Source organism: Corallococcus sp. RDP092CA (assembly GCF_041903675.1).
Classification (GTDB): domain Bacteria; phylum Myxococcota; class Myxococcia; order Myxococcales; family Myxococcaceae; genus Corallococcus.
In genome coordinates, this window is record NZ_JAYESI010000012.1 from 1 (window position 1) to 26,668 (window position 26,668).

Below are 26,668 nucleotides of genomic sequence, written 5' to 3' on the forward strand. Positions count from 1 at the left end.
GCCGCTGGAAAGAGCAGTCCGGTCAGGAGGTGCTCGACCTCCGTGCCCTGGTGCTCTCCGCGCGCTGGGACGCCGCCATGGCTCTCACGCTCGCCCCCCTGCGTGCTCAGGTCCACCGGACTGCGTGCTCAGGATGGGAGCCAGACCCCGGCCACCTGCGCCTCCAATTCCGCGATGCGCGCATCCTTGGGGTCGAGTTCCGCCACGAGTGGTGGTGTGTCACGCCATAGCCGCCACCGTCGAGCGCCGTCCCGCCCACCGTCCGATGCCCGGCAGTCCCTTCAAGCAAGCACCAGTTGGTGAACGGTTACGTCGTTTCTTTTTTGCGCTCTCGCTCGCCTTCCCTGCGCGAGCCTTTTTCCACTTGTACCGCACCGGATTGTTGGGACACCAGGTTGGTTGTAATCAGGCCGCCTGCTTCTACTGCATCAGCTCCCACCGACCCTGACGCCGGCATCGGCGCGAACCCGGACGACGGGCTCCCCCGGAAGGACGAGGGGTGTTCGCAGGCCGGAGGCGGGCTGTCGGTGCTGGGCGCCCTCGCGGCCCTGCGCCTCTGGCGACGCCGGGCGGCGTGACCGTGTCCCATCCTCCCGGGCCCGCGTGTCTCAAGGCCATGACGACACGCGACTGGAAGGCCCTGGCGGTGGTGGGAACGCTCATGGTGGGAGGAGCCCTGGCCCTCCCCGCATCGGCGGACGCATGCGTCGCGCCCAACTGCCTGGTGGACGTCCGCTTCCCGCTGCCCGAGGACGGAGGGCCGGTCCCCGCGAACGTCCCGGGGCTGGTGGTGGTGCCACCGCTCCTGGAGAGCACGGACGTCTCCACCCTCCGGCTGACCCAGGCGGATGGCGTGGAGGTGCCCTTCACGCTGGCGGAGGGCGCCCGCAAGACGCACGTCGTGATCCCGAAGTCGCCGCTCGTGCCGGGCACGGCGTACCGCATCGAGGCGAAGGGCCTCTGCCAGTACCAGGAGACGCAGACGCAGTCCGCGACCTTCACCGCGGGCCCGGAGCTGCCCCTGCCCAAGACCCTGGGCACGCTGAGCGTGGACCCGCCGGGCTGGGACACGTTCCCCGTGTTCGGGGACTCGAACTGCGGAAGCCCGGGGTCGGGCGAAGCCACCACGCTGCGCTTCACCCCGTCACCGGAGCTGGTGCCGTTCCTGCCCTGGGTGCACTGGACGGTGGAGGTGGACGGCCAGCCCTGGTCGTCCAGCAACCATCATGGGCTGACGTCGAAGGGCGAGGACAACCCGGACAGCCACCTGTACGAGTACAACCGGCAGCTGCTGTTCCTCTACTCGGCCTGCACATGGAGCGACCCGCCGCCGCCCGGCGAGGGACTCTCTCCTGGACGCCACCAGGCCACGCTTCGGGGAACGCTGGAGCAAGCGGACCTGGCGCTGCCGCTGCTGAGCGTGGACTTCGAGCTCGGCTGCCGGAGGTGCCTGAGCGGAGGCTGCGCCGACGGCGGCCCCATCGACCCGGCCCCCCTCCCCCTCCCCGAGCCGTCCAGTGACGGCTGCACCCAGGCGGGAGGGGGCCTGACGGTGCTGGGGCTCCTGGCCGCGCTGCGGCTCTCGCGCCGGAGGAAGTAGCGCTCCAGGAGCGCGGCGGGTGGCCTCGTCCTGGAGGGGACGCGATGGCGGACCGGCCATGGGACGGCACGTTCAACCGACCTCACGCGCGAGCGAGGGATGAGCAAGTCGAAGCAGCCCCCGAGGTCGCCGCCGAAGTCCAGGCGCTCGACGTCAGCGATGAGGCGCTGGCCCGGGAGGCCGAGCAGTTCATCAAGGACCACCCCCGCCCCAAGGGTCAGGATGCCTCGGCCTCGGATGCGCTGGAGAAGCGCATCAACGCAGCGGATCCCGACCAGGTCCTTCAAGCGCTCGAAGACCTCCGGAAGGAGGGCGTGAAGATGGACTCCACTCCGGACTTCGAGGAGCGGCTGGACAAGAAGCTGGAGGGGCTGCCCGCGGCGCCGAAGCAGGCCGCTGCGGCCGACGTCGAGCCCCTCGCGCTCGGGCCCGCTGAGCTCAGGCTCTGTCTGTCCTTCAAGAGCTTCTGCGCCACGTCGTTCGCGCTCGCCAAGGTCGCTGAGCGCAAGGCGAAGCACTACGGAAAGATGCACAACGGCAAGGGAGACGCGTTCAAGCACGCCTACTGGAGCGCGCTGATGACGCTCTATCTGACGGAACCCTGGGCCAAGGCCCTCGGCAACGCGCACGAGGCGAGACCCAAGAACCCCAAGAGGCACAGGAGGCCCGCATGGGCAAATGGCTCGCAATCGGCGTCGCGCTTGGGATTCCCCTGGGAGTCGCCCTGGGAAACATCGGCTTCGGCATTGGGATTGGCCTCGCCCTCGGCCTGGCGCTACAGCTCGCGCAAGAGAGACGTGGAGGAGGCGGGCGCCGAAGCCACCAATAGGGTAGGAGGGGTACACGGCGACCGTGGCTCTGACTCACCAGCCGTGGGTGACGGTCAGGCTTCATCGTCCGGCAGGAGTGTCCGGAGAAACTCGTCGTCGGGACCGAGCGGACGCCAGCCAGCGGGGGGAGGGTTGGCGAGAAGCGCATTCCCTGCCCGGTCAACCCGCGCCCTGTGGGTTACAGGGGTATAGGCGAACCACGACCCGAGCCCCATCGCAACCTCTCCGCGAGTTGCATCGTCCAGCACGTCCGGCCAGCCATTCGGAAACCTCTCGGCCAACTCGCGCACGAGGACATCACGAACCAAGCGCGTGATCTGCTTGTGCTGCTCCGCCTCGTACATCAAGCCGCTTAGAAGCTGCACGGCAGCAACGTCGTTGCCCAGCTCGTCGGCCAGGACGTACAGCGGAACAGCAGGGCGCGCTTCGGCAAAGGCGCTGAGTGAGCCGAAGCCCCGTTCACGAACCCTGTCGTACAGGCGTGCCTTGATGTCGCCCCGCCAGGCCTCTCCACCACTCATCGTCCTCCCCCAGAAGTGAAGTTCATGGGGATTCGGTAGTCCCGCATATGCCTCGCGACCTCCTTCAAGATCCCATCCCGCGTCAACATCCGGCCGGCTCTCGTCTCAGCCTGAAGTAGCGCATCCATGATCATCCGATTCCACTCGCCGGGCCAGATGCGTCCCAGCTTCCAGTTCCCCCCGCCGTGAATGGCCTCGTGGTGGGCCTGTTCCAGCCGGACGCAGAACTGGTCAATGTCCATGTCGCCCTTGAAGCCGCGCCGCTCGAACCACTCGCGGTGCTCTTGCGGCAGGACGTGGTGCTTGGGCGCGTCGGACATGCCCGCCCCGGCCCTGCCCGTCACCTGCATGCCGCGCACCTCGGGGCTGTCCCCCAGCGCGTCGCGCACACCCTTGGGCAGGTCCTGATGCGCCTGGGCCATCGTGACCTGTCCGCCCTGAATGAGGACGGCCGCGCTGGCGGCAGGTACGGAGATGACCCCCGCCTGCACGAGCCTTCGCATCAGCTCCACCCACTCGGCGGAGACCACCAGCCGCGAGCCTGCCATCACCCCACCCGAGCTCATCACGAGGCCGACGCCGAGCGTCGCAGGGGCCGAGGGTGGCACGCGCGGTAGGGCCATCTTCATGGTGGAAATCATGGTGACCATCTCCAACGCCTTCATTGCCGCGATGACCTGCCCGCCAAGCTTCAGGGTCGAGCGGGTTTCCCGCTGGAGCGTGTCGAACTCACGCGTCAGCTTCCCCATCAGCGCGGGCATCGCGAGGGCCGCGGCCTCGACCCGCTCCGGGTCCAGGGAAGCGAGGTCCGTCAACGTGGGCTCCATGAGTCCCTGCACGCGGTGCAGGTCCGTGAAGAGCTTCTCGACGCTGCACATCGGACAGTTCCGGAGAATGGCGTCCGCGAGGCGGAGGAAGTCCACCCAGGTGGCCAGGAGGAGGGTCCCGAATTGGGCCGCCTGGAGCCTGGGCCCCGCCATGCGGAGGAGGCCCAGTTCCATGTCCGTGTCGCCAACTTCCGAGGCCGCATCCGTGAACGCAGTGGCGCTCCCGAGCGCACCCTTCATCCACTTCACCTGGCCGGAACCATGGTCGAGGTAGCGCGTGAAGACGCCAGTGAGGCTGAAGCCCCAAAGGTCCGAAGGACGGCCCGCCAGTTGGGTGAATGTGGCCTCGACGCCGCGCAGGGAGCCCTTCACCTCGTCCGTGGCAGTGAGGACCGCTTGCCGCGTCGATGCAGTGCTCCGGGCCCCACCCCCAACCGCGCTGTCACCCACAGCGGTCACGTCGTCACGGGGCCCCTGGCGACGCAACATCCGTTGAGACGTCTCGGGGCCCGAGATGGCGGACGGTGGAGAGTTCCGGGCGCGCGGGGACTCATCGCGCGGAGCCTCCACCCACGCGGGCGCAGGAGCCGCCCGCGGCGCGTAGCTCAAGCTCCGGCCACTCCCCAAAGCGAGCGGCACGGAGGCGCATCCCGTGGCCAGCAACGCCACGGCCAGTACCAGGGCGTCAGCGCGCATTGTCCACCCCCAGGCCCACCGAGGCGAAAGCCCCCGGCCGCAGCGTCCCTTCCGACGTGGGGAACAGCAGCGTGCCGCCCGTCCCCAGCGCGGAGAGCTTCCCGCCCAGGAATCGCCAGCGGACCTCGGCGGCCCCCAGGTAGCGCGCTCCGGGCTGTCCCATGCCCACTCCGAGCCCCTTCAACACCACTTCCAGGCTGCGCGCGAAGAGCTGCACCGCCACGCGCCCATCCACGTCGAAGCGCCCCCACGAGAAGGCCTCCACTCCCAGCGACAGCTTCAGGTGCTTGGAGAGGCCGCCGTAGCGGACCGCGTCCCACCCCACCTCCGCCTCGCCATGAGCCGAGTACCCGTCCGGGAAGGGAGCCTCCGCCAGCGGCACTCTCTCCGGCCCTGCGGCCTGGAAGCGGGCCAGCTCGTAGTCCGGGCCGAAGAAGCCCTGTCGGAAGCCGCCGTGCTGCCGGCGCACCTCCAAGCGCAGCCGCATGTCCAGCGTGGGCGTCAACGCATCCGCGCCCGCGCCCACCACGGCTCCCCATGCGCCGCCCGCACCTGGCCGCCCGCCCCAACCGGCAATCAGGTGCGCCTCGAAGCCCGGCCGCACCACCACCACGGCGGTGCCGTCCACATGCGCCAGCGTCAACGAGGGCGCGCGCCCTCCGGCCCGCCCCCAGTCATGCACGGCGGAGAGCGCCAGCGTGTAGCGGCCCGGCTCGCGGGGCGGGCCGAAGAGGACGTGCTGCACGTCCAGCGCGACTTCCGCGCCCATGAGTCGCGCGCCCAGCACGTCCCACGCGAAGGCCTGTGTGTAGAGAGGCCCCAGGGTGCCGGTGAGGAAGCCTCCGGCCGGGTGGTAGTCGGGATTGCTTCGGTTGGAGTAGCGCCGCACGAGGTGCCCCGACAGCAGGCTGTAGGACTCCAGCCCGCCGAACCAGACGCCCACGGGCGCGTTGTCTGAGCCCAGCTTGAGGCCGCGCACCACCTGCCCGAAGTCCGAGAGGCTGTCCCAGTCCTCCCGCCGCACGAGGCCCGTGTCCTCCCCTCCACCCCACAACCGCAGCCGCACCGGGGCGCCCAGGTTGAGGCCGAACTCCGCGCCTCCGTCGAGAATGAGCGTCGGCTCTACTTGGAGGAAGCCCTCGTTCGAGCCGATACCCGCGCTCGGCAGCAGGGCCCACGTCGTCGCGTCCAGCCGCATCAGCGAGCGCCACGCAGTGGCCCGCGCGCGCCGCTCCTCCTCCACGGGCTGCACTTCCGGGACGTCCTCGGCCCATGCGGCCACCGGCAACAGCAACCCCAGCCATACCGCCCGACTTCGCGTCATTCGCATACACACCTCCCAGCAATGCCCCTGGAAGGGGAGCAAAGGACACACGTCTGACGTTCGGCTCGGTTTGGGTCCGGCCGCGCGTCATGACTCAGGATTGAAAGGAATGGGTGCTCGCCGCCCTGGGCCGGCGACGGCTCACTTCAGCGTCGCCGGCGGGGAGCGGGAGGTGGAGTTACAGCTCAACAGTCGCAGGAAGACGGGGCACAGGGGTTTGAGCAGCCCTTGTTCCCCGCGGGACACCATGGAGGGAGCTTCTGGGCCTTCCGCTCATATCCGCGCTTCAAGGCTCTCGCGTCAGCGGACCGCCTCCCTCCTGAGTGAAGGTCATGCCCGGTGCCAGAGGATGTCCCCGCCGGGCCCGGCGACGGCGCGCCCTTCACTGCCGACGGGCTCCTCCTTCCCATCGCACAGGAAGGCGATGCCCGCGGTGTCGTGCGCCGGGACCTTCGCGAGGAAGCGCTCACCGGATGCGCCTCGCCCGACGATGACGCCGAACCTCGGGCTGCCGTCCCGTTCATACAGCACGGTGTACGTCTCGATACGGCCGGGGCCCGTGGCGTCCTCCACGAACGGAGGGACAGGGCCGCGCGCGGCGTCCGCTTCCGCCTGATACTCGAAGGGCTGGGGCAGCGCTCCCGCGGGCGGCGGCTCACGCGTGAGCACGAGGCTGTGGTTGTACGTCGCGAAGCCACCGTTGCCGAAGAGCAGCCCGTGACGGCCCTGCTCGCGCAGCCGCTGCACCATGCTGACCACCGCGTGGCCCATGTAGTTGGCGATGGGCCCGCCACCAAACGTGAGGCCGCCAAACACCGTGGCCGGCTTCTCCAGCGGCCAGCCCAGCACCCTGCGCGCCATCTTCGGCACGCAGGGGAAGCAGCTGTAGAGTTCCACGAAGTCGAGCCCGTCGACGGTCAACCCGCTCAGCTCCAGCGCGCGGCGCAGCGACACCGCCATGCTCGGGGAGCTCGAATAGCCATCGCGCGCGAGGAAGTCCTCCGGCTCATGCGCCGCCGCGCCCCGCCCCACGTACACGAGGCGGTCCTCGGGCACGCCCCGAGCGAGCGCGTTCGCCAGGCTGGTGACCAGGAACCCCGCGCCCTGGTTGACGGCGCTGTTCGCCACCATCCGCTTGCAGTACGGAAACGCGATGGGCCGGTTGGACGGCGACGGCGTGAGGATGTCCTCCACGGACGCGGGCTCGCGGATCCACGCGCCCGGGTTGCCCGCCGCGACCTGCGAGAACCGCGACCAGAGCTCCCCACTCTCCCGCTGCGCCTCCGCCAGCGTCTGGCCATACGCGGCGCGGCCGGCGTTCTCATAGAGCGGATAGACGTCGACCGGCGAGCTGAGGCCATAGCGCCTCCGGTACGCCGCGTGCGCCTGGACGCCGATGCGGGTCGCGGCGTTGTGCGCGGAAGGCGCATCCCCCGCCGCCAGCGCCGCGCGCCGGGCCGCCGTGCGCAGCGCCTCACCGCCCACCACCGCCGCGACCTCCACCGCGCCGGAGGCCACGCGGTTGGCGGCCTCGTGGAGCAGCCGCACCGGGCTGTCGCCACGGGCCTCCGCCGTCTGCTCGCGGAGGCGCGGCCGGGCCCCCAGCCGCTCCGCCAGCGCGAGCGGCAACGGCCCCACCTGCTGGAACGAGAGCTGCTCCACCACCGCCAGCGAGTCCAGCCGCGCGAGCCAACCGCCTCCCGCGTCCGAGTCCGCCGCCCGCAGCGCGGCCTCCATCAAGCCCAGCGAGTCCAGCCCCCGCAGCGGATCCTCCGGCCGGTCGTTGAGCTGCCCCACGCCCACGATGACGGGGATCCTGTTCGCGTCCTTCATGCCTCGCCTCCTGACCGCCCTGCTCCCACGGCCCGCCAGCCCGGTCAATGCGCCCCCGGCCCTTCCTGGACCCTGCAAGCCCGCCTGGTGGGAGACAGGCCGCCTCGCCCCACCCACCTCCAACAATCCCTTGCGGCCCCCCGCCAGATTCGATAGCAATCCACCCCAATCAGTTAGCTTGCTACCTATTTACATGACAACCATCAAACCTGCACCACCGAAGGCACCTTCCCGCGCGGAGCTGGAGGCGGCGTTCCTCCAGGAGCTGACCCTGACGGTGCGGGGCTGGCGGCGGATGGCGGACCTGCGCTTCGCGAAGCTGGGGCTGTCCTCCGCGGTGGGCACGGCGATGCTGACCATCGAGCAGCGCGACGGCCTGGCGCAAGGCGAGCTGGCGCGGGAGCTGGGCGTGGAGGCCCCCACCGTGGTGCGGCTGGTGGATCAGCTCTGTGAGCTGGGGTTCATCGTCCGGCAGACCGCCCCCACGGACCGGCGGGTGAAGCGGCTGGTCCTCACGAAGAAGGGCCATGAGTTGACCCGCAAGCTGCTCCCCATCCGGACCGCCGTCCAGGAGGAGGCCCTGGCGGACGTGACGGACGCGGACCTCCAGGGCTGCCTGAAGGTGCTGTCCGCGTGCCAGCAGTCGCTCACCCGGCTCTCGAACGACCCATGAGCCCCGCCTGGAAGGGCCGGGTGCTGTTCTCGGTGAAGACGTTCTGCGCCGCGGCCCTGGCGCTCGCCATCGCGTTCCACCTGGGGCTGGAGCGCCCGAGCTGGGCGTTTGGCGCCGTGTACGTGGTGTCCCAGCCGCTCTCGGGCGCCACGCGGCTCAAGAGCCTCTACCGCGTGGGCGGCACGGCGCTGGGCGGAATCGCGGCGCTCCTGCTGGCCGCCCTGTTCGTCAACACCCCCTTCATCCTGACGGTGGCCATCATCGCGTGGGCGTCGCTGTGCACGGGCCTCTCCATGCTCGACCGCCGCCCCACCAACTACCTGTTCGTCATGCTCGGCGTGACGCCGATGATCGCCGCGCTGCCCGGCGGCGGCGACCTGAGCCAGGTCTTCCAGACCGTGATGTGGCGCGTGACGGAGCTGGGCCTGGGGTGCCTGTGCCTGGTGTTCGTGGACAGCCTCTTCCTGCCCCAGAGCGCGCGCCCGGTGCTGGGCGCCCAGGTGGGCACGTGGCTCGCGAGCGCGGAGCGGTGGATGCTGGATGCCCTCTCCGATGACGCCGCCGCGCGCGCCGCCTCGGCGAAGGACCGCAAGGCGCTCGCCGCGCAGGCCCAGGCCCTCAACGCCCTGGCCGTGAACGCCCGGCTGGACCTGGACCACGAGCTGCGCCGGGAGGTGAAGCTCATCGACCTGCTGCGCGAGGAGGCGCTGCAACTGCTCCCCGTGCTCGCCTCCATCCAGGACCGCGCGGAGGAGCTGGTGCGCCACGGTCACGCCCTGCCGGGCCGCGTCGCGGTGTTCCGCGAGGAGCTGCGCGCCTGGATGGACGCGGGCGCCCCGGCGCGAGGGGCCGTGGACCTGCGGCGGTCCCTGCATGAGGCCATGCCGCCACCGGACGCCACCGGCTGGGGCGACCTGCTGCTCGCGGACCTGCTGCGGCAGCTGCGGCGGCTGGTGGGCATCTGGGCGGACTGCAAGCGCATCCAGCGCCGGCTCGCGGACGAGCCCGTGGACCTCCCCCGGCGCATGCGCGTGGCCGCCGAGCACAGCGCGCCCGACGCCCACCAGGACGCGGGGCTGGTGCTGTGGACCGTGGCCACCGCCTGGGTGTGCGCGGGCGTGGTGGGCGGGCTCTGGTACCTGCTCGAGTGGCCCCATGGCGTGGGCGCCTTCCTCATGGCCTCGCTCCTGGTGCTGATGTTCTCCGGCACCTCGGACGATCCCCGCCCGGTCATCAAGCTCACCACGCTGGTGCTCATCCCCGCGAGCGTCGCGGCCGGCGTCTACCTGTTCGGCGTCTTCCCCAACCTGGACAGCATGCCCCTGGTGCTGCTGGCGCTGGCCGTGCTGCTGCTGCCGCTGGGCCTGCTGGGGACCAACCCCGCCACCTCGCTGTTCATGGTCTTCCCCGCGTTCCAGATCACCGTGGAGAACAACGTCACGTCCGACTTCACCAGCTTCGTGAACGGGCAGCTCGCCACCGTGGTGGGCCTGGTGCTGGCGCTGACCGTGGTCGCGCTGATGCGCGTGCTGCGCGTGGAGGACAGCATCCGGCGCCTGCTGCGCGCCGGGTGGCGGGACGTGGCCGAGCTGGCGGAGACGCCGGACCGCGTCCACCGCCGCGCCTTCAACGGCCGGATGCTGGACCGGCTGGGCCTGCTGGTGCCGAAGCTGGCCCAGGTGGACCCGGCGCACGAGGTGGCGACGGCGGACGTGCTCACGGACCTGCGGGTGGGCCAGCACGTGCTGGAGCTGGAGGAGGCCCGCCGGGCGCTGCCGCCCCCGGCCGTGGTGGCCACCGACGCGGTGCTCGCCCAGGTGGCCCGGCACTTCCAGGGCCTGCGCCAGCGGCTCCAGGCGCCGCCCGAGGCGCTCCTCGCCGCCATCGACGCCGCGCTCGGCGCCGCGGCCTCCCACGGCCGCCGGGCCGCGCTGGCGCTGACCGGCCTGCGCCGGGGCCTCTTCCCCCTGGCCCCGCCCTACGCCCGCGCGCAGCCGGCCGCCGCGCCCGCCCTTCCGCCGCCCTCGCGACCCCTGCCCCAGGTGAGCGCATGACCTCCGAAGTCGACCTCTACGGCGTCTATCTGCCCTTCCCGCTCGTCGCGGGCCTCATCGCGGGGCTGCTGCTCGCGCTGCTGCGGCCCGTGCTGCTGCGGGTGGGCTTCTACCGGCGCGTCTGGCACCCGGCGCTGGTCGACGTCGCGCTCTACACGCTCCTGCTGGCCGCGACGGTGCTCGTCTCCCGCGGTCTGAGCCCGCGCCTCTAGGAAGAAACACCATGGCCCGCCCACCCCGCCTGTCCCAAGTCCTGGCCCTGAGCGGCCGGGTGCTCACGACGCTCGTCCTGGTCACCCTGGCCGTCCTCGGCGCCTATGAGCTGTATGTCTATTACGAGAAGGAGCCCCGGACGCGGGATGGCCGCGTGCGCGCGGACATCGTGCCGGTGGCCGCGGACGTCGCCGGGCGCGTGACGGAGGTGCTGGTGCGCGACAACCAGGCCGTGAGGGCGGGCGACGTGCTCTTCCGCGTCGACCCGGCCCGGTACACGCTCGCCGTGCAGCAGGCGGAGTCCACGCTGGCCAACGCGAAGGCCGTGCAGCGGCAGGCGGAGCTGGACGCGAAGCGCTACAACGACCTGAGCGGCGTGGTGTCCGACGAGCGCCGGCAGCAGGTGTCCACCCAGGCGCAGCAGGCCCGCGCCGCGCTCGCGCAGGCCACCGCGAACCTGGAGCTGGCGAAGCTGAACCTGGAGCGCTCCACGGTGCTGGCGCCGGTGGACGGGACCATCACCAACCTGCAGCTGCGGCCCGGCGCCTACGTGGGCGTGGGCAGCCCGGCGATGGCGGTGGTGGACAGCCGCTCGCTCTACGTCGCCGGCTACTTCGAGGAGACGAAGCTCAACCGCATCCACGTGGGCGCGCCCGCGGAGGTCCGCCTGATGGGCGACTCGGCGGTGCTGCGCGGGCGGGTGGAGAGCATCTCCTACGCGGTGGAGGACCGCGAGCGCACCACGAGCGCCACGCTGCTGCCCAACGTCAACCCCACCTTCCCGTGGGTGCGGCTGGCCCAGCGCGTCCCGGTGCGCATCGCGCTGGAGACGCTCCCCCGGCGGGTGCGGCTCATCGCGGGCCGCACGGCGAGCGTGGAGATCCTCCCGTTCGAGGAGGGCGAGGAGCTGGAGGCCGCCGTCATTCCCATGCAGTGCGAGCCCAACCTGTCCAGCCAGGCTCCGGTGCGGCCGTGAGGCGCGCGGGCCCGCGCTGGGGGCTGCCGCTGCTGGCCGCGGCCCTGGGCGCCGCCGGCTGCATCACCGTGGGGCCGGACTACCAGAAGCCCGCCCTGCTCGCGGAGCCCAGGCCCGTGGAGGTGGTGAGCGCGAAGGAGGCGGCGTTCTCCCGCGCCTCGCCGGACGGGCCCTGGTGGAAGCTCTACGACGACGCCGCGCTGGACGGCTTCGTGCAGCAGGCGCTGGAGCACAACCGGGACCTGGCGGTGGCCGCCGCGAACCTGACGCGAGCGAGGGCGGTGCTCGACGAGGTGCGCGCCGCGCGCTCCCCCAGCGCCACGGTGGAGGCGGGCGTCTCCTACAACCTGGCCGCGGCCGCCGCGAGCGGGCTGCCCGAGCCGCTGTCGCCCGTGGGGCGCTTCGACGCGGGCTTCAGCGTGGCCTACCAGCTGGACCTGTTCGGGCGCATCCGGCGCGGCATCGAGGCGTCGAACGCGGACCTGGAGGCGAGCCGCGCCACCTATGACGCCAGCCGCATCACCGTGGTGGCGGAGACGGCGCGCGCGTACGCGGACGCCTGCATCGCGGGCCACCAACTGGAGGTGGCCCAGCGCACGGTGAAGCTGTTCGAGGAGTCGCTGCTCCTCACGGAGCGGCAGGTGAAGGCCGGGCGCCTGGGCGGCCTGGACGTGGTGCGCGCGCGGGCGCAGGTGTCCCAGACGCGCGCGGCGCTGCCCCCGCTCCAGGCCGCGCAGAAGGGGGCGCTGTTCCGGCTGGCGGTCCTGACGGGCCACCCGCCGTCGGAGGCGCCGCTCCAGGTGGCCTCGTGCACCACCCCGCCCCGGCTGACGTCCGTGCTGCCCACGGGCGACGGCGTGGGCTTCCTCCGCCGCCGTCCGGACATCCGGGGCGCGGAGCGGCGGCTCGCGGCGGCGACGGCGCGCATCGGCGTGTCGGTGGCGGACCTGTACCCGGCCGTGAGCCTGGGCGTGTCCGCGGGCCTGACCTCGCTGACGGCGGAGGGCTTCGCGTCGGACCGGGCCCTCCGCTTCGGGCTCGGGCCGCTCATCCGCTGGACCGCGCCCAACGGTGCGCCGCAGGCGCGCATCCGGCAGGCGGAGGCGGCCACCCAGGCCGCGGCCGCGGACTTCGACCGGGTGGTGCTGGGAGCGCTGCGCGAACTGGAGACGGCGCTGACGGGCTACGCGCGCGAGCTGGAGCGCAACGCGGAGCTGGTGGTCGCCCGGGACCAGAGCGCGGAGGCGGTGCGGCTCGCGCGCCAGCTCCTGGCGGCGGGCGCCAGTGGCACGCTGGACGTGCTGGACGCGGAGCGCACCCTGGCCACCGCGGACGCGGCGCTGGCCGTCTCGGATGGAGCGCTCTCCTCGCAGCAAATCGCCATCTTCCTGGCCCTGGGCGGAGGCTGGGAGACCGGCCAGGAGAGCCCCGTGGCGGCGCGGGACGCCGCACCGCCCGCGGGCTCGGCCCCGCGATAGCGCTGGACCCCGGCGCACGCCCCTCCGGCGACCGTGGGATATCACCCGGGTAGAATTGACACCCATTTATACCCGGGTAATATCTCCACCATGCCCTCCCCTTCCGCCGCCTGGACCGCCTTCGCCGGACAGCGCCTGCTTGCCTCCGGCACACCGGCCGAGGTCGTCACCGCCGCCCGGCGAGCGCTCGACGCGGGCGAGTCCGAAGCGCTGCTCCTGTTCGACGACGCCACGGGCCGGACGGTGGACTTCCACCTGCGCGGCACGCTGGAGGAGGTGCTCGCCCGCCTCCAGCCGGCGCCGGACCCGGCGGCCGGGTCCTCCGAGCCCCGAGGCCCCGGCCGCCCGAAGCTGGGCGTCGTGGCCCGCGAGGTGACGCTGCTCCCCCGCCACTGGGAGTGGCTGGCCGAGCAGCCCGGCGGCGCCTCCGTGGCCCTGCGCAAGCTGGTGGAGGCCGCTCGCGCGAGCAGCGGAGACGCCGACCGCGTCCGCCGCGCCCAGGCCGCCGCGGACCGCTTCATGACCACCCTGGCCGGCAACGCGCCGGGCTACGAGGAGGCCGCCCGCGCGCTCTACGCAGGCGACCGAGCGCGCTTCAACAGGTGGACCCGGGGCTGGCCGGACGACATCCGCGACTGCGCCCGCCGGCTCGCGGCCCCCGCCTTCTCCAAGGAGACGCCATGAACCACCAGTGGGTGCTGAAGTCGCGTCCCCACGACGCGGTCTCCGACGCCTGCTTCGAATGGCGACAGGCGCCGGTGCCGACCCCAGGCCCCGGCGAAGCGCTCGTGCGCGTCGTCTGGCTCGCCATCGAGCCCACCCAGCGCACCTGGCTCAACCCCAGCGCGACCTACATCCCGCCCGTCGCGCTCGGCGAGGTCATGCGGGGCGCAGGCGTCGGACAGGTCATCGCGTCGCGCTCCGAGCGGCTCGCCGTGGGCGACTGGGTGACGGGCATGACGGGCTGGCAGGAGTACGCGCTGGCGGGTGACGCGGGCCTCTTCGGCTTCAACAAGGTGCCGGACGGCATCGAGCCCAGGGCCATGCTGAACCTCTACGGCGCCAGCGGGCTGACCGCGTGGATTGGCATGACGGACGTGGCCCGCGCCGCCCCTGGTGAGACCGTCCTCGTCTCCGGCGCGGCGGGCAGCGTGGGCTCCATCGCCGGGCAGGTCGCGCGGCTCCGGGGCTGCCGCGTCATCGGCATCGCGGGCGGCCCGCGCAAGGCCGACTGGGTGACCCGCGTCGCCCGGTTCGACGCCTGCATCGACTACAAGTCCGAGGACCTCCGAGCGCGACTCCAGGCCCTGGCGCCCCAGGGCGTGGACGTCTTCTTCGACAACGTGGGCGGCCCCGCGCTGGAGGCGGCGCTGGAGCACCTGGCGGTGCGCGCCCGCGTGGTGCTCTGCGGCGCCGTCTCCTCCGGATACAAGGACCGTGACTACGGCGCCACGCCGCGCAACTACATGCAGCTGGCCTTCAAGCGGGCGCGCATGGAGGGCTTCATCTTCCTGGACCACGTCGCGCGCTTCCCCGACGCCTTCCGCGAGCTGTCCACCTGGGCCGCACGGGGAGACCTCCTCCAGGCGGAGACCCTCGCGGAGGGGCTGGAGCAGGCGCCGTCCGCCCTGCGCGGGCTCTTCGAGGGCCAGAACCTGGGCAAGCAGCTGGTCCGCGTCGCCGCCCCTGGCTGAGCGTCCTCCGCTGCGTCAAGCCGCCGCGGCCACGTCCTCGGCGACCGGGCCCTCCACTTCGTCCAGCCCCTCGCGGCGCCGGTCGAGCCGCACCTGGATTTCCTTGAGGAGCTGCACACAGAGGAGCGCCACGGCCACGGCGCAGACCGAGGACAGCAGCCCCACCACCGTGCTCACCGTGTCGTCGATCGGTGCCGCCTCGCGGGCCAGCAGCTTCGCCTCCACCCGGTCCAGGATCCGCGCCACGATGCTCGCCGCCCACCACCACTGGAGCGGGAGCGAGGCGACGAAGTGGGCGCCGCCCACCCGCTCCGCGATGTCCCGCATCACGTGGTAGGGCTTCACCAGGTTGAGGAGGGGGATGATCCACATCCAGACCGCCCGGGCGGGGCTCATCCCGATGTCCGCCCCCTGGGCCTTGAGCTGCCGGACCACGCGGTGGACCCACATCAGGAAGCAGACCTGCGCGGCGATGATGACCAGGCCGCCCAGGATGAGGCTGTAGCCCTCGAGCTGGGACCGGAGCTCCGCGTCCTTCAGCGCGGGGGACAGCAGCAGGTTGAAGAGCAGGCCCACCACGGACATGACGACGGAGGCGTATTGCAGCACCGTGGCCCGGCGCGCCCGCGCGCGCGAGTCCGGCACCTCCAGGGCGGAGAGCCGCGTACACTCGCGGCACCGGCCTCCGTCTCGCTCGCACGACGAACAGGCATATCTCCCACACCGCGCGCAGGTGCGAACCGCCACCCGTTCGGGATGCTGTGGACACATGGGCTGTGACGCGACGTCCCCCTCGACTGCATCGAGCATGAAAGGAATTAGGGCCGGTCTTCAATCCTTCGTCAATCCCACATGGGCAAGGCTGGCGCCCAGCCGCCGGAGCCCCTCTGGAATGCGCGCGGCCGGGATGCCGCCATACCCCAGCACCAGCCCCGGGCGGGCGCGCGGCCCCGCGAAGTAGCGAGACAGGGTGATGAGCCCGACCCCCAGCGCCCGCGCCCGAGCCACCGCCTCCCGCTCCAGCGTCAGGCCGCCCCGCGGGAACGTCGCGCTCAGGTGCAGGCCCGCCACGGAGGGCACCGCCTGGAGCCAGTCACCGCCATGGCGCGCCAGCCCTTCCGCCACGCGCTCATGCCGCGCCGCGTACTCCCGCCGCATCTTGCGGATGTGCCTCGCGAGCAACCCGCTGTCGATGAAGCGCGCCAGCGCGGCCTGCTCCGGCACGGGGCTGTGCCAGTCCATCACGCGCCGGGCCCACCGCAGCTCCCGCTGGAGCGACGGCGGCGCGACGAGGAATCCCAGACGCAGCATGGGGACCATCACCTTCGAGAACGACCCCACGTAGAGCACCCGCCCGGAGCGGTCCATCCCATGCAACGTCTCCAGGGGCCGGCCGCCGAAGCGGAACTCACTGTCATAGTCGTCTTCAATCACCACCGCGTCCCGGCGCTTCGCCCACTCCAGCAACGCCATCCGCCGCGCGGGAGACATGGGCATGCCCAGCGGGAACTGGTGTGACGGCGTGACATAGACGAGCCGCGCCGCGTCCGGCAGCGCCGCCACGTCCAGCCCCTCCGCGTCCACGGGCACGGGCGCGACGCGCGCCCCCAGCGACTGGAACACCTGCCGCGCGGGCGGATAGCCCGGCTCCTCCACGGCGACGCAGTCCCCCGGCTCGATGAGCACCCGGCCCACGAGGTCCAGCGCCTGCTGCGCGCCATTGGTGATGAGCACGTCGTCCGCCTCCGCGCGCACGCCCCGCGCGACGCCCACGTGCCGGGCCACCGCCTCCCGCAGGCCCCGGTGCCCGGCCGAGTCCACGTAGCCCCCGGACACCGCGGCGGCCCGCAGCTGGCGCGCCACCAGCCGGCGCCAGGACTCGAAGGGGAAGCCCGAGACGTCCGGACTGCCCACGCCAAAGTCATACGCGGCGGGGGCGAGCGGCGAGGGCAGGTCCGGCAACGCGCGCCAGAAGGCCCGCGCGCGCAGCGGCACCCGGGCCTCCCGCCCTGCCCCGCCGCGCGGCCGGGACGCCTCCCCCTGGACGAAGCTCCCCGCCCGCGTGCGCCCCGCGATGAGCCCCTCGGCGGTGAGCCACTCATACGCCACGCCCACCGTGTTGCGCGCCACGTCCAGGCGCAGGGCCAGCTCGCGGGTGGGCGGCAGCCGCTCCCCATGCCGCAGGCGCCCGTCCAGGATGGCCGCGCGCAGCCCCCGGTAGATCTGCCCGGCCAGGTCCCGGCGCCCCCGGAGCTCCACGTGAAGGTCCATGCCGCATGCTCCCACGGATTGGCCCGATGGAATTCGCCAATCCTGGCCCCTTCACCGGGCCAGCCGCGAAGCATCCTGCCGGCATGACCGCTTCCGCCTCCGCCTCCCACCCCATCGACTCCGAACGCATGCCGTGGATCCCCATGGGTCCACCGGGGCTCGCGTTCAAGCCGCTGCGCTTCTTCCGCGACGGCTGGATGTACCTCTTCCGCCTCGAGCCCGGCACCCGCATCCCCCGGCACCGCCACACCGGCGAGGTGCACGGCTTCAACCTCTCCGGGCGCCGCCAGCTGCTCGACACCGGCGAGGTGATTGGCCCGGGAACGTATGTCCATGAGCCGGCCGGCAACGTCGACAGCTGGCAGGTCGTGGGCGACGAGCCGGTGGTCCTGCACATCACCGTGAGGGGCGCCATCGAGTACCTGGGCGACGACGGCCAGGTCCTCAAGCGCGTGTCATCCGCGGACCGCCTGGAGACCTACCGCCGCTGGTGCCAGGAGCACGGCGAGCCGTTCCTCGCCACCTGCGAGTAGCGCGAAGGACGTGCGCGGGCACGCGCCCGCCCCATCGCGAAGCCACTCCGCCGCGTCCACCCGGTAAAGGCAGTCTCCACCGGGAATGTCAGACACGCCTGATAGCTTGCGCACCATCCGAGGAGACGGCGACGACGCGATACGCTCTCGCCGCCTCGGGTGACACGCATTCTCACGGACCGAGGAACCTCTTGAGCGCTCTTGGATGGAAGTCTTTGGCGGCGGTGTGGCTGACGTGTGCCCTGACGGGCTGCGGTGCGGAGCTGGAGCTGCCCGCGGGAGCCCCGGAAGCGGGCGCCATCGAGGCGCCGGCGGGCGACACCGTCGAGCAGGCGCCGGTGGCGGAGAAGGGCCCGCCGCCGGAGCGGCGGCTCCAGGCCGAGGCCGTGGACTGCACCAGCACCACCACGCTGAGCAACGGCGTGCCCGCGTCCGGCGTGGGCACGGAGGCAGGCGCCTGGTCCTGCATCTACAAGCTCGCGGTGCCCACCGGGGCCACCCGCGTGGAGTTCACCACCAGCGGCGGCACCGGCGACGGCGACCTGTACGTGCTCCGGGGCAGCGCTCCCTCGGAAGCGACGAGGGACTGCAAGTCGGCCGGCAGCACCAACACGGAGAGCTGCGCCCTCACCGTGACGTCGCCCGGCACCTACTACGCCCGGATGTATGGCTACAGCACGTTCTCCGGCGCGACCATCACGGGCACCTACACCCTGACCACCGGCCAGCCGGGCTGCACCAGCACCAGCCCCCTCACCAACGGCTCGACCACCTACGGCTTGAGCGCGGCGCCCGGGACATTCTCCTGCGACTACACGCTGGAGGTCCCCTCGGGGGCCACGAGCCTCACGTTCTACACCTACCTCGGCTCCGGCGGCATGGCCCACCTCTACGCGAAGCGAGGCAGCTCGCCCACCCTGTCGTCCTATGACTGCAAGGCCACCACGGGCAGTGGCAACAACCAGACGTGCACCCTCACCAGCCCCGCGGCGGGGACCTGGCACGTGCGCGTCTACAACGCGGACTCGTACATGACGCTCACGGGCGTGGCCCTGCGCGGGTCCTACGTCACCGGCGGCACGGGCAACCCGGGCACCGGCACGCTGCAGAACGGCGTCGCGGTGACGGGCCTGTCGGGCGCGCAGGGCTCGTACCGCTACTGGACCCTCACCGTGCCGGCCGGGAGGACCTCGCTGCTCGTGCAGACGTACTTCGGCGCGGGGGACGCGGACCTGTACGTCGGCCAGGGCTCGCAGCCCACGGAGTACATGTCCACCTGTCGCTCCACCAGCACGGGCGCCACGGAGTCGTGCCTCATCAACGCCCCCACGGCGGGCGTCTATCACGTGATGATCAAGGGCTATACGGACTACTCCGGCCTGACGCTGAAGGCGTCCTACTGAAGGCGCCCCGCGGGCCCTGAGGTGTGAGGCGGCGCCCGGCCCCGAGGTGATTTCTTCCCTCGGGGCCGGGGTTGGGGGAACACTCCAGGCCCATGAGCGCTCGGCGGTTCGACGTGGTGGTCCTCGGCTCCGGTCCCGGCGGTGAAGGGGCTTCGATGAAGGCGGTGAAGTCCGGCCGCAAGGTGTGCACCGTGGAGCAGGGAGCCCTGGTGGGCGGCGCCTGCACGCACACCGCCACCATCCCCTCCAAGGCCCTGCGCCACGCCATCCAGCGGCTGATGGACATCCAGCAGGACCACCCGGAGCTGCGCGCGGACCTGGCCCGCCACACCACCCTCAGCGACATGATGCGCGTGGCGACCACCGTCGTGTCCAAGCAGGTGCAGCTGCGCACCACCTTCTACGAGCGCAACCGCGTGGAGCTCCTGGTGGGCCACGCGAAGTTCCGGGACGCGCACACCGTGGAGGTGACGGAGCCCCGAGGCTCCGTGGAGCTGCTCCACGCGGACGCCTTCGTCATCGCCACGGGCTCGCGGCCCTACCGGCCCGCGGGCGTGGACTTCCGCCACCCGCGCATCTTCGACTCGGACACCATCCTCAAGCTGCGCGAGTCCCCGCTGTCGATGATCATCTACGGCGCGGGCGTCATCGGCTGCGAGTACGCCTCCATGTTCCGGATGCTCGGCGTGAAGGTGGACCTGGTGAACACGCGCGACCGGCTCCTGTCCTTCCTGGACGACGAGATCTCCGACGCCCTCTCCTACCACCTGCGGGAGCAGGGCGTGCTCATCCGCCACCAGGAGGAGATGGTCTCCGTGGAGCCGCACGACGACAGCGTGGTGCTCCAGCTCAAGAGCGGCAAGCGGCTGAAGGCGGACGTCTTCCTCTGGGCCAACGGCCGCTCCGGCAACAGCCAGGACCTGGGGCTGGAGGCGCTGGGCATCGCGGTGGACGCGCGCGGCTGCATCCAGGTCAACGACGGCTACCAGACGTCCGTGCCCCACATCTACGCGGTGGGCGACGTGGTGGGCGCCCCGTCCCTGGCCAGCGCGTCCTATGACCAGGGCCGCTTCGCCGCCACGCACATCGTGGAGGGGCGGCTGGAGCACAAGCTGGTGAAGGACATCCCCACCGGCATCTACACCAGCCCCGAGATCAGCAGCCTGGGCCGCACCGAGCGCGAGCTCACCCAGGCGGGCGTCCCCTACGAAGTGGGCCACGCCTTCTTCAAGAGCCTGGCGCGCGCGCAGATCACCGGCCGCACCGTGGGCATGCTGAAGCTGCTGTTCCACCGGGAGACGCGAGAACTCCTCGGCATCCACTGCTTCGGGGACAACGCGTCCGAGATCATCCACATCGGTCAGGCCATCATGGCGCAGGACTGGCCGGGCAACGGCATCGACTACTTCATCAACACCACCTTCAACTACCCCACCATGGCGGAGGCGTACCGCGTGGCGGCGCTCAACGGCCTCAACCGGCTGTTCTGAGAACACGAAGGGCACCGCGGGCCGTTGAAGGCCCACGGTGCCCCGGGGTGTCACGTCAGGACGCGCTCAGTAGCGGTAGGTGTCCTGCTTGTAGGGCCCCTGCCGCTCCACGCCGATGTACTGCGCCTGCTCCGGGGTGAGCTCCGTGAGCTGGGCGTTGAGCTTCTTGAGCTGGAGCCGGGCGACCTTCTCGTCCAGGTGCTTGGGCAGCACGTACACCTTGCCCACCTGGTACTTCTCGCTGTGCGAGTACAGCTCGATCTGCGCGATGGTCTGGTTCGCGAAGGAGCTGGACATCACGTAGCTGGGGTGGCCGGTGCCGCAGCCCAGGTTCACCAGGCGGCCCTTGGCCAGCAGGATGATGCGCTTGTTGTCCGGGAAGATGACGTGGTCGACCTGGGGCTTGATCTCCTCCCACTTGTACTGCTCCAGGGAGGCGACCTCGATTTCATTGTCGAAGTGGCCGATGTTGCAGACGATGGCCTGGTCCTTCATCTTGGCCATGTGCGCGTGGGTGATGACGGACTTGTTGCCCGTGGCGGTGACGAAGATGTCCGCCTTGTCCGCGGCGTAATCCATGGTCACGACGCGGTAGCCCTCCATCGCGGCCTGGAGCGCGCAGATGGGGTCGATCTCCGTCACCCACACCTGGGCGGACAGCGCGCGCAGGGCCTGCGCGGAGCCCTTGCCCACGTCACCGTAGCCCGCGACGACGGCGATCTTCCCGGCCACCATCACGTCCGTGGCGCGCTTGATGCCGTCCACCAGCGACTCACGGCAGCCGTAGAGGTTGTCGAACTTGCTCTTCGTCACGCTGTCGTTGACGTTGATGGCGCGGAACAGGAGCGTGCCCTTCTGGGACATCTCCTGGAGGCGGTGCACGCCCGTGGTCGTCTCCTCCGTGACGCCGAGGATCTTCGCGCTCTTGCGCGTGTACCAGGTGGCGTCCTCGGCGAGCTTGGCCTTGATGGAGGCGTACAGCTCGCGCTCCTCCTCGCTCTGGGGGTTGGAGATGACGGACAGGTCCTTCTCCGCGCGCTTGCCCAGGTGCATGAGCAGCGTGGCGTCACCGCCGTCGTCGAGGATCATGTTCGGGCCCTCGTGGTCGCTGCCGGCGGGGCCGAACTCGAAGATGCGGTGGGTGAACTCCCAGTACTCCTTGAGGGACTCGCCCTTGTGGGCGAAGACCGGCGTGCCGGCCTCCACCAGCGCGGCGGCCGCGTGGTCCTGGGTGGAGAAGATGTTGCAGGACGCCCAGCGCACCTGCGCGCCCAGCGCCTGGAGCGTCTCCACCAGCACCGCCGTCTGGATGGTCATGTGCAGCGAGCCCGTGACGCGAGCGCCCTTGAGCGGCTGCTGCCTGGCGTACTCCTCGCGGATCGCCATGAGCGCGGGCATCTCGCTCTCGGCGATGCGGATCTCCTTGCGGCCCCAGCTGGCGAGCTTGAGGTCGGCGATGGCGTAGTCCTGATTCTGCTGCTTGGTAACCGCGGTCATGGTGTGGCTCCGGATCCATGTGGCGCGCCGTGCTGGAAAGGGGGAGGCCGGGCCCTGGACAGGCGGCCTCACCCTCGCAAGAAACGCGTACAGGTGAGCGCCGTTGGGTCAGTCGGCTTCGAGCCTGGGGCCGGGAAGGCCTCGCAACGCTCCTCGAAGTCGCGGGGGAAACTAAGGGAAGGCGCCCTGAATTTCAAAGGGAGATTGGCGCCCCGGGGGGCCGCCGGAAGTCGCACCTGGGGGTGCCCTGGCGGACAGTCGGAGGGAGCGTCACCCAGGGTGGGAGGACCTGCCCCTCCCCGCCTCCGAACGAGGCGCCCGGAGCCGGGCCCGACCCCGGGCCGCGCGCGGAGCCTTCAGCTTGTCCGCCAGCGAAGGGCAGGATGATCCGCACGCCTGAGTGGTGACCTTCCGGTTGCGCGGACACCACCGCCCGGCTGCCCGCCTCCCGCTGACGGGCGGCCCTGCCCGTGGCCAGCTTCCCCAGGGGAGGCACGCCATGCAGGAGCCATCACAGCCGAGGAAGCAGGCAGGGCTTCGCGCCTCCGACGTGCCCTCCGTCCGCTGGCACGCGCTCCCCCCGGAGGCCGTGCTGGAGCGGCTCGACAGCACCTCCCAGGGGCTGACGGAGGAGGCGGCCCGGCAGCGGCTCGCGCGCCTGGGCCCCAACGTGCTGGAGCGCTCGCGGCCGGACAGCGCGTGGAAGCTCCTGTGGCGGCAGATCGACAGCCCGCTCATCTGGGTGCTCATCGCCTCCGCGGGCCTGGCCATCCTGCTGGGCAAGGTGACCGACGGGCTCGTGGTCGCCGCCGTGGTGGTCCTCAACACGCTCATCGGCTTCGTGCAGGAGTACCGCGCGGGCCGGGCCATCGAGGCCCTCAACCACATGGTGGCGGAGACCGCCCACGTGCTGCGCGACGGACACCTCGTGTCGCGCCCCTCCTCGGAGCTCGTGCCCGGCGACGTCGTGCAGCTCGCGTCCGGAGACCGCGTGCCCGCGGACCTGCGCCTGTTGCGCTCGCGCAACTTCCAGGTGGAGGAGGCCGCCCTCACCGGGGAGTCCGTCCCCTCCAGCAAGCACGTCGCGGCCGTCTCCGAGGACGCGGAGCTGGGAGACCGGGCGAGCCTCGCCTTCGGCGGCACGCTCGTCACGTCCGGCACCTCCACCGCGGTCGTCGTCGCCACGGGAGGTGCCACGGAGCTGGGCCGCATCTCGCACCTGATGGAGCAGGCCACGGACCTGAGCACGCCGCTCACGCGCGAGCTGGCCCGGCTGGGCCGCGTCATCTCGGCCGGCATCGTCGTGCTGTCCGCCGTGCTGCTCGGGGTGGGCATGCTCCGGGGCTACGCCTTCAACGACGCGGTGCTGGTGGCCATCACCCTGGCGGTGGCCGCCATCCCGGAGGGCCTGCCCGCCATCGTCACCATCGCCCTGGCCATCGGCGTGCAGCGCATGGCGTCCCGCCGCGCCGTCATCCGCAAGCTGCCCGCCGTGGAGACCCTGGGCAGCACCACCGTCATCTGCACCGACAAGACCGGCACCCTCACCCGCAACGAGATGACCGTGCAGGCGCTGTGGACCTGGCGCGGGAGCTACGCGCTCACCGGCGTGGGCCACACCGCCACGGGACAGCTCCTGCGCGCGGGCCTCGCCATGGAGGAGCTGCCCGGGGACGTGCACGCGCTGCTGCTCGCGGGCGTGCTCTGCAACGAGGCCGACCTCCAGCCCCGCGAGGAGGGCCGCTGGGGCATGACCGGCGACCCCACCGAAGGCGCGCTGCTGCTCGCCGCGAAGAAGGCGGGCCTGGGCGTGACGGACCTGCGCGAGCGCCATCCCCGCCTGGACGCCATCCCCTTCGAGTCCGAGCACCAGTTCATGGCCACGCTCCACGCGGGCGGCCCGGAGGGGACCGAGCTGTTCCTCAAGGGCGCGCCGGAGGTGGTGCTGCGCCGCTGCGGGATGGAGACGGACCGGGACGCCGTGCTCGCGGAGGTGGAGCGCATGGCGCGGCAGGGGCTGCGCGTGCTCGCCTTCGCGCGCAAGGGCCTGCCCCGGGCGGAGGCGCTGCGCCCCGGGGACGTGGAGGACGGCTTCACGCTGCTGGGCCTCCAGGGGATGATCGACCCGCCCCGCGAGGAGGCCGTGGCCTCCGTGAAGGCCTGCCACGCCGCCGGCATCCGCGTGAAGATGATGACCGGCGACCACCTGGGCACGGCCGAGGCCATCGGGATGCAGCTGGGCATCCACGCCCCGGGGCAGCCGGGCCTCACCGGCGCGCGCCTGTCCGGCATGGGCGACGCGGAGCTGGCCGCGGCGGTGAAGGACTCGAACGTGTTCGCGCGCCTGGCCCCGGAGCACAAGCTGCGGCTGGTGCGCGCGCTCCAGACCCAGCGCCACGTGGTGGCGATGACGGGCGACGGCGTCAACGACGCGCCCGCGCTCAAGCAGGCGGACATCGGCGTGGCCATGGGCATCACCGGCACGGCCGTGTCCCGCGAGGCCGCGGACCTGGTGCTGACCGACGACAACTTCGCCACCATCGTCGCCGCCGTCGAGGAGGGCCGCCGCGTCTATGACAACCTCATCAAGTCGCTCGCCTTCGTGCTGCCCACCAACCTGGGGCTCGCCCTCATCCTCATGCTGGGCGTGACCTTCTTCCCGCTACAGGAGGCCGGCGGCGTGCGCGAGCCGCTGCTGGCCATGCGCCCCACGCAGCTGCTGTGGATCAACCTGGTGGCCACCGTCACCCTCGCGCTGCCCCTGGCCTTCGAGGCGAAGGAGCGCCACGTCATGCGCCGCCCGCCCCGCGCGCCGGACACGCCCGTCCTGAGCCACTTCGTGGTGATGCGCACCGGCCTCGTCGCGCTGCTGATGGCGGCGGGCGCCATCGGCCTGTTCCTCTGGGAGCTCGCGCGCCAGGGCGGCACCCACGGCGTCCCCACCGACCGGGCCCTGGCCGAGGCGCGCACCATGGCCGTCAACACCGTGGTCAGCTTTCAGATCTTCTACCTGTGGCTGTGCCGCACGTTGACCGGCTCCACGCGCGAGGTGGGCTTCGCGAGCAACCCCACCGTGTTCGTGGGCATCGCCGCGCTGGTGCTGCTCCAGGCCGCGTTCATGTACGTGCCCTTCCTCCAGCGCCTCTTCGGCTCCGCGCCGCTGTCGCTGGAGGCCATCGCGCGGTCGGTGCTGGCGGGCGCCTGCGTGCTGCCCGCGGTGGGCCTGGAGAAGTGGCTGCGGTCGCGGTCGCGCGGAGGAGCAGGCAGGAGCGTGAGCGCCACCTGACGGGGTCCAGGCCTCAGGCGCCCCGCGCCGCGCGCGCGTCCAGCTCCACCAGCAGGGCCACGAAGTCGGTGAGGTGGCGGGCGGCGGTGAAGCGGGTGCGCACGTGCTCGTGCGCCTGGGTCCCCAGGCGGGCCGCGAGGACGGGATCCTCCAGGAGCCTGTGCACCGCGGCGGCGAACGCCGGCAGGTCCCCGGGGTCGCGCACGAGCAGGCCATCCACCTCGTGGCGCACCTGGTCCTGGAGGCCGCCCACCGCGCTCGCCACCACGGGCCGCGCCTTCCACATGGCCTCCGTGATGGTGAGCCCGAAGCCCTCCCGCAGGCTCTTCTGCACCACCACCGCCGCGTGGCGCTGGAGCGCGTTGACGATGGCGGCGTTCTCCTCCGGGTCCCCCATGGGCAGGCAGGCCAGGTGGACCCGCTGGCGCAGGAAGCGCGGCTGCTCGCGCCAGGCGGCGATGACGGCCTCGAGGGTGTCCGCCGCCTCCGGGTCATCCGCCACGGACGTCACCGAGGGCCCCGCCAGGACCAGCTCCGCGCGCAGGCCAGGGCACTCCCGCAGGAGCAGCGCGAAGCCCCGCAGCACCCCCACCGGGTCCTTCAAGGGGTCCCAGCGGGAGACCTGCACCACGAGCGGCGCGTCGGGGGCGGGCGCCGAGCCCAGCCGCACGATGTCCGCCCCGCGCGACACGCGGGCCGGGACCCCGTCCGCCCGGGTGAAGACGGGCTCGGGCGCGTCCGGCGAGAGCCCCACGAGCCCGGTGTGGCCCAGGATGGCGCGCGCGACCTCCGGCGCCATGGGCTGGTTCTTCACCGCGAAGATGTCGATGGAGGGCGCGATGACGACGGACCGGTCCGCGAGCAGGGGCGGCACGTAGGCGGCCCGGGAGAAGACCGCGAGCCGCGCGGCGGCCAGGTCCGGCGCGAGGAACGCCCACGCCCGCGCCGCCTCCGCGTCGGGCGTGTCGCTGCCGATGTGGCAGCGCCAGACCACGCGCGCGCCCGCCGCGGCGAGCGTCGGGGCCAGCCCCGCGGTCTGCGGGTCGTGCAGCAGCACCACGTCCCCCGGCCGCACCAGGACCAGCAGCTCCTCCGCGTTGTCGCGCAGCACCTCCTCGTAGCAGGCGCGCTCGGCGGCCCCCAGGGGGGAGCCGTCGCCCCGCGAGCCATGCAGCGCGTGGTGCAGCCGCTTGGTGACGTGGAAGAAGGCGGGCGTGCCCTGCACCACCATCCAGCGCGTGTCCACGCCCGCCCCGCGCGCGTAGGCGAGCATCCGGGGCAGGAGCTCCGCCACGCCGCCCCCCCGGGCCGTGGAGTTCACGTTCCAGAAGGTGCGGCCCGCCATCCGGTCCCGGGCCTGCTCCGCGTTCGCCAGGAGCCCCTCCCACTCCGCCTCCGTGAGCTGCGGCTGGAAGGAGGCCAGCGCGCTGGCCGACACATGGACCTCGAAGGGCTTCAGCATGGGGACA

The 26,668-nt window shown here is 72.0% G+C and carries 21 protein-coding genes, 1 pseudogene and 1 riboswitch; of the genes and pseudogenes, 14 read left to right on the plus strand and 8 right to left on the minus strand.

The window, feature by feature from the left end; all coding sequences use genetic code 11:
- From U8525_RS15110 to U8525_RS15120, 3 genes and pseudogenes are all read left to right on the plus strand, one after another.
- Positions 1 to 230, plus strand: a 230-nt coding sequence (locus U8525_RS15110) for a hypothetical protein (protein WP_374266522.1), incomplete at its 5' end; no start/stop codon positions are given.
- A 386-nt stretch (positions 231 to 616) separates the two neighbouring features.
- A complete protein-coding gene (locus U8525_RS15115) occupies positions 617 to 1,600 on the plus strand; it encodes a hypothetical protein (RefSeq protein ID WP_374266152.1) in 984 nt (327 codons plus the stop codon).
- 320 nt (positions 1,601 to 1,920) lie between these two features.
- Positions 1,921 to 2,250, plus strand: a pseudogene (locus U8525_RS15120) (hypothetical protein); the annotation flags it as partial.
- A gap of 233 nt (positions 2,251 to 2,483) precedes the next feature.
- On the opposite strand, the gene U8525_RS15125 reads toward U8525_RS15120, so the two are convergent.
- The 4 genes from U8525_RS15125 to U8525_RS15140 form a co-directional block, all read right to left on the minus strand.
- Entirely contained in the window at positions 2,484 to 2,951 is a 468-nt protein-coding gene (locus U8525_RS15125; RefSeq protein ID WP_374266154.1) for an NUDIX hydrolase, read from the minus strand.
- Positions 2,948 to 4,150: a DUF2380 domain-containing protein gene (locus U8525_RS15130; RefSeq protein WP_374266156.1), complete on the minus strand. Its 1,203-nt coding sequence runs from the start codon at positions 4,148 to 4,150 to the stop codon at positions 2,948 to 2,950. Before U8525_RS15130 ends, U8525_RS15125 begins: the two co-directional genes overlap by 4 nt.
- A gap of 313 nt (positions 4,151 to 4,463) precedes the next feature.
- Entirely contained in the window at positions 4,464 to 5,804 is a 1,341-nt protein-coding gene (locus U8525_RS15135; protein ID WP_374266158.1) for a hypothetical protein, read from the minus strand.
- Positions 5,805 to 6,128: 324 nt separating this feature from the next.
- A complete protein-coding gene (locus tag U8525_RS15140) occupies positions 6,129 to 7,631 on the minus strand; it encodes an acetyl-CoA acetyltransferase (protein WP_374266160.1) in 1,503 nt (500 codons plus the stop codon).
- Between the two features lie 193 nt (positions 7,632 to 7,824).
- On the opposite strand from U8525_RS15140, the gene U8525_RS15145 reads away from it, so the two are divergent.
- The 7 genes from U8525_RS15145 (at position 7,825) to U8525_RS15175 (ending at position 14,719) form a co-directional block, all read left to right on the plus strand.
- Entirely contained in the window at positions 7,825 to 8,304 is a 480-nt protein-coding gene (locus U8525_RS15145) for a MarR family winged helix-turn-helix transcriptional regulator (RefSeq protein WP_374266162.1), read from the plus strand.
- Positions 8,301 to 10,358, plus strand: a complete 2,058-nt coding sequence (locus tag U8525_RS15150) for an FUSC family protein (protein ID WP_374266164.1) — start codon at positions 8,301 to 8,303, stop codon at positions 10,356 to 10,358. Before U8525_RS15145 ends, U8525_RS15150 begins: the two co-directional genes overlap by 4 nt.
- A complete protein-coding gene (locus tag U8525_RS15155) occupies positions 10,355 to 10,570 on the plus strand; it encodes a DUF1656 domain-containing protein (protein ID WP_374266166.1) in 216 nt (71 codons plus the stop codon). Before U8525_RS15150 ends, U8525_RS15155 begins: the two co-directional genes overlap by 4 nt.
- 11 nt (positions 10,571 to 10,581) lie before the next feature.
- A complete protein-coding gene (locus U8525_RS15160) occupies positions 10,582 to 11,547 on the plus strand; it encodes an efflux RND transporter periplasmic adaptor subunit (RefSeq protein ID WP_374266168.1) in 966 nt (321 codons plus the stop codon).
- On the plus strand, positions 11,544 to 13,025 hold the full coding sequence (locus U8525_RS15165) for an efflux transporter outer membrane subunit (RefSeq protein WP_374266170.1): 1,482 nt from the start codon (positions 11,544 to 11,546) through the stop codon (positions 13,023 to 13,025). Before U8525_RS15160 ends, U8525_RS15165 begins: the two co-directional genes overlap by 4 nt.
- Positions 13,026 to 13,115: 90 nt before the next feature.
- Positions 13,116 to 13,709 carry a DUF2239 family protein gene (locus U8525_RS15170; RefSeq protein WP_374266172.1) on the plus strand — a complete coding sequence of 198 codons (594 nt, stop codon included), beginning with the start codon at positions 13,116 to 13,118 and terminating at the stop codon, positions 13,707 to 13,709.
- Positions 13,706 to 14,719 (plus strand): NADP-dependent oxidoreductase, encoded by a 1,014-nt coding sequence (locus U8525_RS15175; RefSeq protein ID WP_374266174.1) that lies wholly within the window; start codon positions 13,706 to 13,708, stop codon positions 14,717 to 14,719. Before U8525_RS15170 ends, U8525_RS15175 begins: the two co-directional genes overlap by 4 nt.
- Positions 14,720 to 14,734: 15 nt before the next feature.
- Here U8525_RS15175 and U8525_RS15180 read toward each other — a convergent pair whose 3' ends face one another.
- Entirely contained in the window at positions 14,735 to 15,364 is a 630-nt protein-coding gene (locus U8525_RS15180) for a DUF4328 domain-containing protein (protein ID WP_374266176.1), read from the minus strand.
- A gap of 186 nt (positions 15,365 to 15,550) precedes the next feature.
- Entirely contained in the window at positions 15,551 to 16,990 is a 1,440-nt protein-coding gene (locus tag U8525_RS15185; protein WP_374266178.1) for a PLP-dependent aminotransferase family protein, read from the minus strand.
- A gap of 83 nt (positions 16,991 to 17,073) precedes the next feature.
- On the opposite strand from U8525_RS15185, the gene U8525_RS15190 reads away from it, so the two are divergent.
- The 3 genes from U8525_RS15190 (at position 17,074) to sthA (ending at position 20,416) form a co-directional block, all read left to right on the plus strand.
- On the plus strand, positions 17,074 to 17,523 hold the full coding sequence (locus tag U8525_RS15190; RefSeq protein ID WP_374266180.1) for a cupin domain-containing protein: 450 nt from the start codon (positions 17,074 to 17,076) through the stop codon (positions 17,521 to 17,523).
- A gap of 224 nt (positions 17,524 to 17,747) precedes the next feature.
- A complete protein-coding gene (locus tag U8525_RS15195; protein ID WP_374266182.1) occupies positions 17,748 to 18,926 on the plus strand; it encodes a PPC domain-containing protein in 1,179 nt (392 codons plus the stop codon).
- Positions 18,927 to 19,018: 92 nt separating this feature from the next.
- A complete protein-coding gene (gene sthA, locus U8525_RS15200; protein ID WP_374266184.1) occupies positions 19,019 to 20,416 on the plus strand; it encodes a Si-specific NAD(P)(+) transhydrogenase in 1,398 nt (465 codons plus the stop codon).
- Between the two features lie 66 nt (positions 20,417 to 20,482).
- Here sthA and ahcY read toward each other — a convergent pair whose 3' ends face one another.
- Positions 20,483 to 21,913 carry an adenosylhomocysteinase gene (ahcY, locus tag U8525_RS15205; RefSeq protein WP_374266186.1) on the minus strand — a complete coding sequence of 477 codons (1,431 nt, stop codon included), beginning with the start codon at positions 21,911 to 21,913 and terminating at the stop codon, positions 20,483 to 20,485.
- Positions 21,914 to 22,001: 88 nt separating this feature from the next.
- Positions 22,002 to 22,074: riboswitch (S-adenosyl-L-homocysteine riboswitch) on the minus strand.
- 338 nt (positions 22,075 to 22,412) lie between these two features.
- On the opposite strand from ahcY, the gene U8525_RS15210 reads away from it, so the two are divergent.
- Entirely contained in the window at positions 22,413 to 25,199 is a 2,787-nt protein-coding gene (locus U8525_RS15210) for a cation-translocating P-type ATPase (RefSeq protein WP_374266188.1), read from the plus strand.
- Between the two features lie 13 nt (positions 25,200 to 25,212).
- On the opposite strand, the gene U8525_RS15215 is transcribed toward U8525_RS15210, so the two are convergent.
- Positions 25,213 to 26,661: a glycosyltransferase gene (locus tag U8525_RS15215; protein WP_374266190.1), complete on the minus strand. Its 1,449-nt coding sequence runs from the start codon at positions 26,659 to 26,661 to the stop codon at positions 25,213 to 25,215.
- Positions 26,662 to 26,668 lie beyond the last annotated feature (7 nt).